Source organism: Bacteroides muris (ex Afrizal et al. 2022), assembly GCF_004793475.1.
Taxonomy (GTDB): Bacteria; Bacteroidota; Bacteroidia; order Bacteroidales; family Bacteroidaceae; genus Bacteroides; species Bacteroides muris.
This window is the reverse complement of sequence record NZ_SRYZ01000023.1, coordinates 19,414-34,721: the sequence shown is the minus strand read 5'-3', so window position 1 is coordinate 34,721 and position 15,308 is coordinate 19,414. Positions and strand designations below refer to the sequence as shown.

The 15,308-nt window shown below is 44.5% G+C and carries 7 protein-coding genes and 1 tRNA gene; 1 reads left to right on the top strand and 7 read right to left on the bottom strand.

Going from position 1 to position 15,308, the window contains the following annotated elements; genetic code table 11:
• Positions 1 to 117: 117 nt before the first annotated feature.
• The 7 genes from bglX to E5355_RS11080 all read right to left on the bottom strand — a co-directional run bounded on the left by bglX (position 118) and on the right by E5355_RS11080 (position 14,663).
• Positions 118 to 2,370, bottom strand: a complete 2,253-nt coding sequence (gene bglX / locus E5355_RS11110; protein ID WP_136010433.1) for a beta-glucosidase BglX — start codon at positions 2,368 to 2,370, stop codon at positions 118 to 120.
• A gap of 2 nt (positions 2,371 to 2,372) precedes the next feature.
• Positions 2,373 to 3,662: a glycoside hydrolase family 2 TIM barrel-domain containing protein gene (locus E5355_RS11105; protein ID WP_136010432.1), complete on the bottom strand. Its 1,290-nt coding sequence runs from the start codon at positions 3,660 to 3,662 to the stop codon at positions 2,373 to 2,375.
• An 89-nt stretch (positions 3,663 to 3,751) separates the two neighbouring features.
• Positions 3,752 to 5,185 (bottom strand): family 16 glycosylhydrolase, encoded by a 1,434-nt coding sequence (locus tag E5355_RS11100; RefSeq protein WP_246866934.1) that lies wholly within the window; start codon positions 5,183 to 5,185, stop codon positions 3,752 to 3,754.
• Positions 5,186 to 5,246: 61 nt separating this feature from the next.
• Complete coding sequence (locus E5355_RS11095) at positions 5,247 to 6,623, bottom strand: hypothetical protein (RefSeq protein ID WP_136010431.1); 1,377 nt, start codon at positions 6,621 to 6,623, stop codon at positions 5,247 to 5,249.
• Positions 6,624 to 6,649: 26 nt separating this feature from the next.
• The gene (locus E5355_RS11090) at positions 6,650 to 8,221 is read right to left on the bottom strand and encodes a RagB/SusD family nutrient uptake outer membrane protein (protein WP_136010430.1); all 1,572 of its coding nucleotides are present in this window, start codon (positions 8,219 to 8,221) and stop codon (positions 6,650 to 6,652) included.
• Positions 8,222 to 8,241: 20 nt separating this feature from the next.
• Positions 8,242 to 11,481 (bottom strand): SusC/RagA family TonB-linked outer membrane protein, encoded by a 3,240-nt coding sequence (locus E5355_RS11085; protein WP_136010429.1) that lies wholly within the window; start codon positions 11,479 to 11,481, stop codon positions 8,242 to 8,244.
• 290 nt (positions 11,482 to 11,771) lie between these two features.
• Positions 11,772 to 14,663, bottom strand: a complete 2,892-nt coding sequence (locus tag E5355_RS11080; protein WP_136010428.1) for a triple tyrosine motif-containing protein — start codon at positions 14,661 to 14,663, stop codon at positions 11,772 to 11,774.
• Between the two features lie 567 nt (positions 14,664 to 15,230).
• Between E5355_RS11080 and E5355_RS11070 the strand changes: the two genes are divergently transcribed.
• A tRNA-Thr gene (locus E5355_RS11070) sits at positions 15,231 to 15,304 on the top strand.
• The last annotated feature ends 4 nt before the right edge of the window (positions 15,305 to 15,308 follow it).

The following is a 15,308-nucleotide window of genomic DNA, read 5'->3' as shown; positions in this document are numbered from 1 at the left end:
GCCGGTGTTTTCCTTTGCTGGGAGGCGGGGCTTATGATGAACAAAGCATTCATATAAATACAAGAAGGGGCGAACCGTCACGGTCCGTCCCTTCTCTTTTTAACCTTAAATCAACAATCAATCTACTACCTTAAAGAAAACTTCTTCTCCACTTTGGCTATCCGGTGCCACCCAAAGAGCAAAGTCTCCGGCTTCCACCGTCTTCACCATATCTATATTCCAGAAAGCAAGTTCACTTATCGGAAGTTCAAACGATACATTTTTCTTCTCACCCGGCTTCAATGTGACGCGGGCAAAGCGTTTCAGCTCCCTCACCGGACGGGTCACCGAAGCAAACTTGTCCTGCACGTAAAGCTGGGCTACCTCGGTACCTTCATACTTTCCGGTATTCTCAAGGTCGAAAGTCACAGTCAGCACATCTTCCTTCTTCAGATTGGCAGACGAGAGTTTCACATTATCATATTTGAACGTCGTATACGACAGACCGTAGCCAAACGAATACAGCGGATCGAAACCTGCATCCATATAGAAAGAAGTACATCCCAACGAAGTCTGCCCCGCTTCCAACGGAATGTCATTCAGCAAAACCTCATTCCGCGTAGCCGGACGTCCGGAACTGTTATGAGCATAATAAACCGGTATCTGTCCTACCATCTTCGGGAAAGTCACCGGAGTCTTGCCACTTGGCACAGCCTTACCCCACAGCAAGTCGGCCAACGCCGGTCCTCCCATCGTTCCGGGATGGAACGAGTAAAGCACAGCTGACGAGAGTTCGACTTCCTTTCCTATGGTCAACGGACGCCCTGCCATTACGACAGTAACCACCGGTTTGCCCGTTTTCGCCAAAGCGGCAATCAGTTCGCTTTGCGCACCTTGCAGGTTCAGATCGGCCAGGCAATGCGCCTCTCCTGAAAGAATAGCCTCTTCGCCTACAAACGCCAGAATAACATCGGCACGTGCTGCTGCGGCAGCAGCTTTGGCAACACCTACCATATTCTTGTCACGGCTATAAGTCAGCCCCGGCTCGTATATCACCTGCACTTTGTCCCCCACCAGTTCCTTGATGGCCTTCAACGGTGTCACGGTTTTCGTCTTGTCGCCATCAAATATCCAGGTACCCAATTGGTCATAAGGTGCATTTGCCATCGGACCTACCACAGCAACTGTCTTTACCGAAGATTGCAAAGGCAATGTCTCCTTTTCGTTCTTCAACAAGATGGCCGATTCCACAGCAGCTTGCTTGGCAGCCTCCAGATGAGAAGGAGCATAAAGTTCCTCTATCCATTTCTCATCCACATAAGGATTATCAAACAGTCCCAACCGGAATTTGATACGCAGAATATTCCGCACGGCATCGTCTATGGCAGACTTCTTAACCTTACCTTCTTTTATCAATCCCGGCAATTCCTTGACAAACGTATAGCTGACCATCTCCATATCCACACCAGCATTTACCGCCTTCATTGCTGCCTCTTTAGAATCGGCAGCAAAGCCATGTGCTATCATTTCGGCTACTGAAGCCCAGTCTGAAACTACTATTCCATCAAATCCCCATTCACCACGAAGCACATCTTTCAAAATAAAAGTGTTTCCGGTAGACGGCGCTCCGTCATTGTCATTGAACGAAGTCATGAAAGTAGCCGCCCCAGCCTTGGCAGCAGCCTCGAATGGAGGAAGATAGACATTACGCAAGCGACGCTCCGGAATAAAAGTAGAGTTATAGTCACGTCCCCCTTCCGCAGCTCCATATCCTACAAAATGTTTGGGACATGCCGCAATAGAGGTAGGATGATTCAAAGAATCCCCCTGAAAGCCTTTTACCATGGCAGCCCCCATCACCGAAGTGAGGTATGTATCTTCTCCACATCCCTCGGCCATACGCCCCCACCGGGGATCACGAGCCACATCAATCATCGGGGCAAATGTCCAGCGAATGCCCGCCGCAGAAGCCTCCACAGCCGCTACCCGTGCACCATCTTCGGCCACTTGAGGATTAAAAGATGCCGCCTGTCCCAAAGGGATAGGGAATATAGTTTTGAAACCATGGATAACATCGCGTGCCATCAGTAAAGGGATGCCCAAACGGGATTCCTCCATTGCCACACGCTGCAAGGCATTGACGCGCACCGGGTCTACCTCATTCAGAATAGACCCGACCTCACCTTTCTTTATCAATCCGCTCATATCTTCTATGTTGCCATAAGAAGAAATCTGGTTCATCTGCCCAATCTTTTCTTCCAATGTCATACGGGACAACAGCGTTTCTATTTTCTGCTCGATGACCGCATCATTTTCTGTATCCTGCACTTGAGTACAAGATATAAAAGGAAGCAGCAACAAACAAGCAGAGAGCATTTTCATTGTTTTCATCTTTAATCTATTATTTGAAATGGAACATTAGCTGTGGAGACAAAGCCCGTATTATCAAGTACATATACGTACAAACGATATTCTCCGGGAACTTTAATTGCAGTCTCATACACATTTTTATCTGACACAGCCACGTCACCCATTCTTTCCGGACGTGGCTCATAAGAACCTCCAAAGCCCAGTACTGTAGCTTCTTTAAGCACTTCCCAAACATAAGTCAGAGAATCGTTCTCCTTATCTGTGGCGAAAACCTCCGCTTTAAATAAAGCACCTGCTTTGATACGTATATTATCAATAGCACTTTTACCATTGATAGTCATGCCTTGAACTATCGGAGCCGTTTCATCCAATTCCTTGCCGGTCCACACTCTTTGCATGGCCTCCACCATAGGAGTTTTCTCTCCTTTCAGAGGCAGCATATCCACCGTGTCTTCTACAAACATACTGAACCAGGTAGGCGTACGTTCTTCTTTTTGTCCCCACAAGAATACAAAAGAGCCCAAGCAACGGGGATTGGCAGAAATATATTGCGTATAACGCTCTTCGTATACCTGCCGTTTTTCTTCACTGGTCTGCTCTATGGGTGCCTTCCACTCGGTTGACGCTGTTTCCCACCAACCGGTCGGTCCCCACTCGGTAATCATAAATGCACCCTTGTAGTCCGACCGGTCAACAACAGCCTGCACCTCTCCCATCGGACCATATACATTGATGCCCACATAATCGAGAGACGGAGCATACTTTGCCACAGAGTCCAATGCCGACGGATTGTAGGAAATCACTGTCGAAACCAGATGACGCTTGTCTATCGACTTAATCAGCTGTGCCAGTTCTTCCACAAAATTCCATGCGGCAGCTATATTGGCATTTCCCAACTCAATTTCATTGCCAATCCCCCAAGCCAGCAAACTCGTATCATTCTTGAACGTTTCTGCCAACAAGCGGACTTCTTCGCGCATCTTGTTCTTATATTCATCATCGTAATAGCGTATGGAGTCTTTGGTCATACCTATTCCCTGCATTACGTACATGTTGTGCTCCGAAGCCAATGCCAGGTTTTTCTTTATCTCCTCCACATTACCTCCCCAGGTTCTGAAGGCATTGGCACCACTCTGGGCGGCAATGTCCAACCGATATGTGCCGCCTACGCCTTTAATATAAGTTTCTCTTCCGTCAATGGAAAGTTTATAACCGTCTGTCGCCTTCTCTATCACAATACCATCTAGAGCAGAAGGAGAACAAGCAGACAGCAAAACCAAACAGATAAAAATAAATATTTTTTCTTTTCTCATTATCAATTGTCCTAAAGCATAAGTATCTATATTATAGATAAAACTAACATTTAGTCTGCACATTCAAATTCCATTCAAATAAAACAGCTCTACTTTTTCTGAAACACGCGTACATAGTCCACCTTCATCGTCACTGGAAGAGCAGACTCGTCCACACCGTTCATTCCACCCCAATCACCGCCCCAAGCCAGATTCAGAATGGGATAGAAAGCATAATGGAAAGGCCATTGATTATGCCCAGCTCCCAATTGTTGCTTGGTAACAGCCAACTGTACCTTACCATCCACGTATGTAGTGATGGCATCTTCCGTCCACTCTAAAGCATAGAGATGAAATTCTCCCTCTGCCTGTTCTATAGTCATGGCATGCGTTTTCTGCGTACCTTTAGTATGATTATAGTCTTGCGTATGGATAGACGAAGAGACTTCGTTGGGTACGACTCCCACTTCCTCCATAATGTCTATTTCACCACACATGGGCCATGGGTTAGTATTCCAGTCATTACCAACCGGCATCATCCAAAAAGCCGGCCAAGTCCCCTTGCCTTTAGGCAACATGATACGTGCTTCAAAGTAACCGTATTTCCAACCAGTATTCACTTTAGCATACACACGACCAGAGTAAATTTTACCGTCGGAGCCTTTGAAACAATTAATGTTCAACTTACCGTCCACAAGTTCTGTCACACGCTTTCCGTCAGCAGAACCATTGACGTAATTTTGAAGCTCATTATTTACCCACCCTGATCCTTGAACCTCGTGTGTCCAGTCTTTGCCGAGAGATGTGCCCTCATTAAATTCATCATGCCAAACCAACCGATATCCCTCAGGGGTATTGATATCTAGATCTTCAGCCGATTCTTGAACAACTGTTACAGTTATTTTCTCTGTACCAGCCACTACTTCAACTGTACCCGTACGGGAAATCTTTGCATCATTAGCTAAAGTGGTCACAACAATCTCTCCGCTGTTTTTTTCTGCGCTAATCCAACTATCATTGGATTTCACATTCCATTCACCAGAAGCAATAACAGATAAGATAAAAGATTCTCCTATAGAATTAGAATACAACTCAGTCTGTGACACTGATAAAGGAGCCGCCTGCGTAATAGGAACAGATACACGAGTAGCACCGGATTTAACCACCACCGTACCAGTACGAGAAGTAGTACCCGTATGAGCACTGACCATAACCGTCGCTGTGCCTTGGCTAGAAGAAGAACCTATTACATTTACTTTGACCCATGAACTGCAATCATCAGAGGCAAAAGCAGTCCACTCTTTACCGGAACAAACCACATTCACCACATATTGGCTAGCTTGTGCAACAGCCTCTATCTTTTCAGGAGAACATTTAATAGTAACATCCTCGGATTGCGGTTCCTTGTCATCACTACTGCCACAGGCAATCAACGAAAACAAAAGAATAGATAATAGACAATAGTATTTCATATATATTTTTACAACATAAGTAGAGAAAAAGGGAAAGGATGAAACTCCAGCAATTGCCAAGATAACACACATCCTTCCCCCCTTTTATAATTCACTGCTTTTAGCAGACCGATATTCTATCCAATACCAGTCATCAATCTCTATGAGTCTGGAAAATAATATCCTTAATAGTCACCTTTGTGTTCGCAGGGTTTCCACCAAAGTCAAAGACTAAGGATATAGCATGCATCTCTTTAGGGGCCTTTTTACTTGCAACCCAGAACTTATTATCTTCATTGCCCAACAAATCCGTCTGTTCTGCAAAGAAGAAATTGTCGTCATGCTTGACATCCGGTTCATCTGTCTGAACCAACTTCACAGTTACCCCCTTCAAATCAACAGTGGGATTCAAAGTGACACAGAAATCATAAGCAGTTTCTGTATCAGCCGACAAATCCGTACTGAACGAGAACTGATTCTGCCATTGTGCCTCGGTAGCATCAGGGAAAGTAAGTGTATAGGCATTTCCATCTACTACTAAATCAGGATCAGGTCGAACACTCCAATCCGGGTTTGCATAGAAGAAAGTATTGGTAAAGGTTGCCCCGTTCCAAAGATTGTCTTCACTATCCACCTTCACCCAAGAAGGTTCAGGCTCTTGTACTTCGGGAATTTCCGTACCGTCATCATTAGCATGGTCTTTCAGAACGAAACTCTCTATCGTAATCTCTGTATTTGCCGCATTGCCGCCAAAATCGAGTGCAAACTTCAAATCGGTAATATCCACACCAGGAACATTGCTGAACCATATACACTTAGGCTCATTAGCATCCAAAGCCACACGCTGCATATTGATAAACGTATTGTCATCACCTTTCTGCTGTACTTTCACCGTCACACCCGGATGAGCGGTGGTAGAAGTGATTATCACTGAGAAATCATAGGTTTTATCCACCGGCAAAGCAATGGCCTTATCCAATTCCACATGCATCTGAGCCTGCCACTGATCGGTAGTAGCTTCCGGCAAGGCAACTACAAATGCACCATTCTGATAAGTATATTTCGGGTCGGCAATCTGAGCCCATCCCGGAGCATACCAGAAAGAAGCCACATTGAAAGTCACTCCCTTAAACATGTTGAAATCACTATCTTCCACAAAACCACCAAAACCGTTCATTTTGGTCTTCTCTATGGTGAAAGTTTTAGTAATCACACCGTCACTCATTCCATTGGCATTTTTCACCTTACACTCCACCGTATAATCGCCTTTCTTGCGATAGTACTTAGAAAAAGAATAAGAAGCACTATAACTTTCTCCGTCTATAATCCATACGGGAGAAACACCGATGGCACTCTTAAACTCAAAATTAGCATAATTAGTGGTCTGGTCTACCGTAACTACAAAATTATCGGCAAAATCACTCACTTGCGGTATATTTCCGTCAGCTCCCTCAAACTCTTCAGGCGAACATGCGGTCATCACGAGACCTGCAAACAATGTTCCTGCTATGTATCTAAATATATTTTTCATATAGGTTATTCATTTTATTGATAAACTTATTTATAATCGTTCTGAACCAATGCCGGGTCGGAATCCAACTCGCCTTGTGCGATAGGAATAAACTTCTTCTTGGCAGTCCAAGAGTTGGTGCGGTATCCGTATTCATCGGGCACAAGTGCCGTAGTTGCCTTATTCTTGGCTGATGCACCACTGATACCTTCGGCACGTACAAGATCGAAATAACGCTTACCCTCACCTACAAACTCAAGGTGACGTTCAGTGAGCACATCGTCCACCGTAACGGAAGAAAGTTCACTGAGTCCGGCACGAGTACGCACTTCATTCACCCATGTCTTTGCCTCACCGGTAGCACTTCCACCAGTGCGGAGGGACAATTCGGCAGCATTGAGCAGTGTCTCGGCATAGCGATAATAACGGAAGTTATTGTTATAGTTCAAGTTCTGGTCAAACGGTGCACTCTTGAAATTACGGTCATACGGACGATACTTGTGAAGCCAGATATGAGTATCCTGATAGCGGACCGTATATTCTGTTCCACGTACATCCCAGCAGGTAGCATCGCGGCGCTTGTCTGCATCACTGAACATCTCGTATGTTTCGAGACGCATAGGCAGGAATCCCCAGCCTTCCCCCGTCCATTCGGCATCTGCTGTAAACGTATTGGGCGAAATCAAAGTAGGCAGTACAGTACCTCCCACGGCCAACGGGCTTCCCCATCCGCGTTCACTATTAGACTGCTCGTAGTTGATTTCCCAAATGGATTCACTAGTCCATTCGCCACTTGTCTCCCAAATAGCTGCATAATCAGGATTCAACTTGAAACCGGAATCTGCTATAATTTCCTTCATATATCCCAAAGCCTTTGCAAAACGGCTCTCATCATTCTGATACATCACCATTTCGGCATACATCATATATGCCATGGCAGCTGTTACACGTCCCAACTGTCCTTCATCATCCATGCCTTTCTCATTCTTATAATACTTCAACGGTAACACCTTGGAATCGATGACAGCTTCCAATTCTACAATCAGATTGTTGTAAACCTCGTCCGCCTTCAACTGAGGAGCTGTATAGGGAGGTTCGTTGAGGTTCTCCAAATAGAAAGGCACATTGCCGAAATAGTGCCACAACATATTATAGTAGAACACACGCAAACAGCGAGCCTGCATTTCATAACTCTTACGGTTTTCTTCAGTAACGTCCGTAGCCCAATCCAAGTATTTCAACAAATCGTTGCAACGTTTTACACCCGAATAGTCAACCGTCCAAAGTGAACTGAGCGTATTGTTTTCATTGCCCTCGTAGTTGAAAAGCATGTGCCAGTTCTGCATGTCGGTTTTGGTAGCACCACCTACCCAGAAATTATCACCCATAATCTCGGCATCAATATTCAAGGCATTGTATTGTCCCAATCCCCAGTCTGCCCAGTGGATAGGGTCGTATGCCGCAATCAGCGCCTCTTGAATGCGCTCATCAGTAGTATAATATTCTTCCAACGGTTCACCCGTAGGATTCTCCACTTCAAGAAAACTGTCACTGCAACCGGTAGCCAACACTGTAGCGGCAGCAAGTAAGCCTATTACTAATATTTTATTTGTTTTCATATAGTTCTTATATTTTTAGATTAGAAAGAAACATTTACACCTACTGTATATGTACGAGCTTGCGGATAAATACCACGGTCAACACCAAGAGAAGTTGCACCTGAAGAAATTTCAGGATCAAATCCCCAATATTTGGTCCAAGTAACAAGATTTTCAGCTTGCACATACACGCGCAGACGTTCTATGGTGAGCTTGCGAGTCAAAGTTTTGGGCAATGTATAGCCCAGTGTGATGTTCTTCAAACGAAGATAAGAGCCATCGCACACATAGAGGTCGGACACCAGCCAGTTGGTAGCATTGCCCGTAGCCAGACGGGGATATTTGTTTGAAGTGCCTTCGCCAGTCCAGCGGTTCAACATCCAGGAAGGATAGTTGCCGGAAGCTACATCCGAGCGCCAAGTGGCATCGAACACATCGGCTCCTGCCACGCCTTGAAAGAAGATATTGAAATCAAATCCTTTCCAATCGGCATTCAAGTTCAAGCCGTAAGTCCAATCGGGAGTACCATTACCAATGTCGGTACGGTCATCAGCCGAAATCTGTCCATCCTGGTTCACGTCCACAAAACGCGTGTCACCCGGAACGGCATCCGGCATAATCATGCCACCGTCCTTATTCACATAAGCACGAACCTCATCCATATTTTGGAACACGCCATCCGTCTTGTATCCAAAGAAATACGGGAAAGGCTTTCCATTCGAGCCACGGGTTCCACCACCGGAAAGTCCTTGAATACCATCAAAATCCATATAGCCAGTATCGTTACCCAAGTTCTTCAATTCGTTCTTCAGATAAGTGGCATTGCCCTTCACGGCAAAATGAGCGTCGCCCACATTCCATTTATAACCCAATTCAAACTCAAAGCCGCTGTTCTCCATATCGCCTACATTTCCGTAAGGCTTGCTCTCACCTACATAGCTGGGGATAGGCATTTCCATAATCATACCATTGGTTTTCTTGATGTAATAATCAGCACTGAAAGTCAATGCATTATTGAAAAATCCCAAGTCAACACCCAAGTCCGTCTGTTCACTTTCTTCCCATTTCAAATTAGGATTTGCCAAGCGTTCTGCCTTAGAACCAATCCACTTGATGGCATCTTTGCCCAAAAGCACATTGTTACCCATGGCAGTAAGGGACGTATAGCCAAATTCAATAATGTTATCGTTACCATTCTTACCCCAGCTTCCACGAATCTTGAAGTTGGAAAGCCAATCGCGGGTATTCTCCATGAATGCTTCATTCATCACATTCCAACCCACTGAAACGGAGGGGAAAGTACCATACTTGTTGTTAGACCCGAAGCGGCTTGAACCATCGCGACGTACCGTAGCCTGGAACATATAACGCTCATCGTAGTTGTAGTTTAAACGGAGAAACATGGACGACATGCGATGCTCTACTCGGGGAGCACCAGAAACACCATGCTGTACAGTAACACCGGTGATAATCTTATTGCCATCTGCATCCAATATAGGATTGCCACTACCATCAGTCTTATATATATACTCTACGTTACCTGTAGCATAATCAATAGACGGTTTACCGGGATTGACCAAATTCCAACGGCTTCCTTTCAGATAGTCACCTTTGTACTTCAAGGCAGACTGTCCCAAAACGATACCAAACGAATGTTTACCGATAGTCTTGTCGTATGTCAAGGTATTCTCCAACTGCCACGTTACATTCTGTTCCTTGTTGTTTTCTACACTGGTATGCAAAGCATTGTTATTGCCCGAAAGATAGAAACGGGAAGTAGTGGCTTTGTCATATCCCCAAAAGCCCATATCGGCACTATAACTGAAATGATACTTCAATTTGTCCCATAACTGCAAGTCTACAGAAAATTTAGGCACAAACTTATGCGACCAGTTCTTTTGAGGAGATAAGGTCATCATTGCCAATGGATTGTTCATTTCTTGATAAGCACCTTTATAACCGGGCACAGTATAAGGATTGCCATTTTCATCACGCGGCAAGTCATAAGCACCATAAAAATCTATCATCTCCTTGGCGGCATCCCCAGTCAGTGTGGGAGTGAGGATAGGTGACAAATAGAGTGCCGAACCCAAAGCCGAACCAAATTCCGAGTTGGTAGCAATACCGGTGGAATGGGTACGCATATAAGCAATGTTGACACCTACATCCAAACGGTTCAGAAAATTACGTTCTTTGGAAGCGTCTATCACGTTGTACTGGTTGTTTGAACGAATAGTCAGACGATCGTAATTGGAATGTCCATAGTTACCGCCCACAATACCGTCTTGGCTGAAATAGCCTAAAGAAAGATAATAGTTCACCTTATCGGATGCACCGCTGATAGTCACATCGTGATTCACCACCGGAGCATTATCATTGAACAACAACTCCTGCCAATCCGTACCAAAACCCTTGATGGCGTTTCCATTGGCATCAATCAAGTTATAAGGGTCAGCATAAACCGGCTTCTCACCACCGTTCACACGCATTTCGTTCTGCAACACGGCATAGTCTGTGGCACTGGTTACATCACGATGTTTCCACGCGCTCTGCCAGCCGTAAGAAAAGTTGTAGTTGATTTGCGCTTTGCCCATCTTGCCTTTTTTGGTAGTCACCAGAATAACACCATTTGCAGCACGTGCACCATAGATGGCACCGGAAGCGGCATCCTTCAACACTTCGATAGATTCAATATCATTAGGATTCACAAAATCAAGACCACCACCAATAGGCATACCGTCTACAATATAGAGCGGATCACTATTGTTGATAGTACCGATACCACGAATACGTACACGAGGAGAATCACCCGGCTGACCGGAAGCTGAAGTTACATCCACACCTGCAGCCAAACCTTTCAATGCATTATCCATACGCACCGGAGATTTGTTTTCCAAATCCTCACTACTAACTTTGGCAATAGATGCTGTTACCACACTTTTTTTCTGAACACCATACCCCACCACTACTACTTCGTCCAGCGTTTCTGAATCTTCCTGAAGAACTATTTTCAAGGAAGTCTTTCCATTTACTGCCACTTCTTGTGACCTAAAGCCAATATAAGTAATAGAAAGCGTTGCGTCGGCAGGAACCGACAATGTGAAATTACCATCCAAATCAGTAATTCCACCGTTGGTAGTTCCTTTAACTACCACATTTACTCCAGGCAACGGTTCATTATCCGAACCGCTCACCACTGTACCTTTTACCTGTATATTTTGGGCATATACAGAAGCCAAGGTAAAGCTTAACAGAAATAAAACTGATAATAACTTTTTCATAAGTTTTACTAAATTAAGATTAACGTTTCTCGTTTTCGTTCTCAGTTGAACAGTGCAAACATAAGGAAAACTAAATAAAGAGGGCTATAAAAAACTATTCTTTAATACGTCAAACCTGAAATTCAAATACGTTATCAATACGTCATAAGAAAATAAATCACTAATAATCAAAAGATAATATATACTTCTAATCATTACGTCACAATATGTTATATAACACAAGAGGGAGAAATTCAACATTCCTCCCTCTCATACGCTTCCTATCTTTAAAGGAAGTTAATATCTAAAAGCTACAGTTTATTGCTTAGATAATCCGTCAAACTATCCTCCCTCTCCAAAGCGAACTTTTTGCGGAGACGGTAACGGATTGTTTCAACTCCACGAACCGAAATGTTCAACAGAGGTGCTATTTCTTTCGTGGAAAGGTTCATCTTCAGATAAGCACACATCATGCGTTCGTTGTGGGAAAGTTCAGGATGCTTGGCATGAAGACGCTTCATGAAATTGTTATGTATCAAGTCAAACTGGTCTTCAATACGCTTCAAAACCTCATCACTCTGTATATTACCGTCTATCTTATTATTGATAAGTATGAGTTGCTGTTTCCCTTCACGGGCCCCCTCACCCTTCAGCAAGGCGGATACTTTAAGTATCTCTGACTTGATTTCAGTCAGCATTTCATTCTTACGGACAAAGTTTATCATCAGATTGGCCATTTCCTGGCTCTTATGTTGCAAATCGTATTCCAATTTTTCTTTCTCCAGCTGCATAATCTGCTTTTCCTGACGGGCTTTCTCCTCTTCGTACTCCCTTTCCATATCGTGCAACTCCTTGTCCTTCTCAACCACCGCCTGCTGTTTCTTCCGCTTCACACGGACATCATCCCAGCGGTAGACATACCATAAGGCAAGCAAAGCCAAGATGATATAACAAGCGTATGCAGCAGCACTGCGATACCACGGTGGAAGTATACGGAAGGCGATTGTATCCGATGATGTCGTACCGTCAGGAAAGACCGCTTTAACTTCAAACGTATATTCACCTTCCGACAGATTACTATACTCCTTGGTGCGTACCGTTGTAAAATCAGACCAGCTCCCCTTATTCAGACGATATTGAAAACGGACATCATCTCCTACCGCAAAGAAAGAAAGGGCATAGTCAAAACGAACGGAATTCATGGAATAAGCTATCACCGGAACCGGCTTCTCTCCTAAAAAGTTTGCGGTATATACCAATGAATCCTTGGGATAAGACAGATACATGTTCCTTATATATAAGGAGTGGCTACGATCCTGACGCCCCCTTACGGCCGGGATACTGAATAAAGCGAAACCTTCTTCATTAGGAACCACCATCAGCGAATCTGAAAGAGGAATAATCGTTTCAAAACCGGGTACCAGTTCAATCAGCGATTGCTGGATGGGATTAATGCTTGTATTCGCCCCCCGCTTATAGGTACCCAGATTGGCAATACAGATTTCGTGAGGGCTCAAACTAATCAACTTATCATGATACTCCAAGATACGCGAATAGGCCGCGGTGCCATTCAAAAGGTTGTTCATATCCGGACAAGGCTCTATGACATCTTTATGAGGATTATGCTTATAGATTCCCCGGGGAGTGGCAAAATACACCCGGTCTTCCATCTTCGCTATATACATATCACGTCCTACCGGGAAACCATCCTTCGCGCTATATTCCTTTATACGGACAGCTTTTGTCAAATCATTATCCAAATCCACACGGGTAACGTGATCCGTATTGTACACCCAAATCACCTTATCGCTTTCCTGCTCAAAAAGACGGCAAGAATCGTTCACACCCTCAATCTTGCCAACCACCTGCCATTCTCCATTCTTTTTCCCAACCAAATAAATGCCGCTATACACCCCGACATACATAAGGTCCGTACGTCCTGCCACAAGTTGGCAACACCAGGCACCGGCAATATCCGTCACGCGTTTTACGGAAGTACCATTGATAAGGAAAATACCACGGTCGTGCAGACAGAAGAGTTCATCACCTATACGGCAGAGGTTCCAGACCTGTCCGCTGGATTGGGGCATCGGACGGATATCCGGCAAATCGCCGTTCATCTGTACCGGATAAGAAGTGTAATACAGCCCCCGATTGGTACCTAAATAAAGATAGCCGCCTTCTACCGCCGCCGTATATCCCGTGCCGTAGGAATAGGGATAGGAATAGAGATTCGTAAAAGGAGAACTCAGACAGACGTAGTCAATGCCGCTATCCAGACCGGCCCAGAGATTTCCGGTCGTATCGAAGGAGACAGAAAGCACCGTATTGTTACGCAAGCCGTTGTTCTCATTGAAATATTTCAGTTGCATGGTGCTGCAATCCACCAGTACCAATCCTTTATGAATGGTTCCCAAGGCAATCTTATCATCCTTTTTGGCCACGCAAAAGACTTCATTCTCACGCATAAACTCTTCGGCACCGGTGATAAACGGTTCCATCGTACGTCCGTCACAATAGTAAAGTCCGTTGTATGCAGTCACCACCAGAACACCTTTCTTATAAGGTATAATGCCACGAATACGCTTGGAAGCCAACCCATCTGCACCCTGAAGAGGGAAAAAAGTGTTTCCGACCAAAAGCCATACACCTCTGTCCGTACCGATATAGAGAATACCATTGACCATATTGGAACAGTCTATTTTGGCATCCATTTCAATGGCGGTATATTTGCCGTTCAGGTACTTCACCACGCACCCGTCCCCTTGGAAATACAGGATATTGTCTGTTTCATGGATGCCCCATACGTTTCCAAGGAAACGAACAGCACTCTCCAAAGTATCGGACATGCAATGATAGACCAAAGAACCATCCGCATCCGGTTCATAATAGCCGAACTCATTGATACCTCCCACATAAATGCGTTTTTGGTTAGCAGAAGCCAGCACAGAACGCACATCGGAAGCATTGTTCAATGGAAATACGTTCCAGACATTGCCATCAAATTGCACCATACCGTTCTTATTGGCAAAATACACCCACTTGTCATCATAGGGTGCTATCTGCCAAGTCTGGGTCCCCTTGCCATAAACACTTTTATCAAAATTGACGATAAAGCTATTCCAGCCGGCAATTGCTTCGACAAAAGAAGGAAAAAGAAAAAGACAGAAAAAAAAGCAGAATGACAATATGTGTTTGTTCATGCGCATAATGGCTATATAGTTAGTTGCACAAAAATAATGCTTATTTTCAAGGTAGCGTACAATAGCATATCAGTTTTTTTTCGTCCCCGATTATTTTTTTCTTCTCAAATGGCAATCTTTTGCATCAGTATACTCTAAATTCCGGTATACTAAGAAGTATTCGTCCGACAGCTGTCGGACGATAATTCAACAGTTGTCGGACGATAATTCAACAACTGTCGGACGATAAGGTTACAGCTGTCGGACGAATACTTCTTAGTAATTGGACAAATACTTCTTAGTAAAAGGAATATCTGTCCATCGTAATGCCGGAAAGAATCCGTACCTCCCCCCCTCAAAAGAGTCTATGAAGGAAGCCATGAAAAGGGATAGAATGAGGAATCAAAAAAAAACAAATAAAAAAAACGCCGGAAGCTATTGCAGATTTCAAAATAATGTCTACCTTTGCAACCGCAAAACAGAAAAACGGGTAAGTCCTATACGGCCAGCTCCCTTCGAATCCTCCAGGGCTTGATCGCAGCAAAGGTAGTTGGTTGTAGCGGCGCGATATAGCAAGCTTGCCCACCCGCCTCTTTAGCTCAGTTGGCCAGAGCACGTGATTTGTAATCTCGGGGTCGTTGGTTCGAATCCGACAAGAGGCTCAAA

Bases quoted from the DNA above. Each gene is read 5' to 3' on its own strand.
- bglX (WP_136010433.1), bottom strand. From the start codon at position 2,370: ATGAAAACAATGAAAATGCTCTCTGCTTGTTTGTTGCTGCTTCCTTTT.
- E5355_RS11105 (WP_136010432.1), bottom strand. From the start codon at position 3,662: ATGAGAAAAGAAAAAATATTTATTTTTATCTGTTTGGTTTTGCTGTCT.
- E5355_RS11100 (WP_246866934.1), bottom strand. From the start codon at position 5,185: ATGTGTGTTATCTTGGCAATTGCTGGAGTTTCATCCTTTCCCTTTTTC.
- E5355_RS11095 (WP_136010431.1), bottom strand. From the start codon at position 6,623: ATGAAAAATATATTTAGATACATAGCAGGAACATTGTTTGCAGGTCTC.
- E5355_RS11090 (WP_136010430.1), bottom strand. From the start codon at position 8,221: ATGAAAACAAATAAAATATTAGTAATAGGCTTACTTGCTGCCGCTACA.
- E5355_RS11085 (WP_136010429.1), bottom strand. From the start codon at position 11,481: ATGAAAAAGTTATTATCAGTTTTATTTCTGTTAAGCTTTACCTTGGCT.
- E5355_RS11080 (WP_136010428.1), bottom strand. From the start codon at position 14,663: ATGAACAAACACATATTGTCATTCTGCTTTTTTTTCTGTCTTTTTCTT.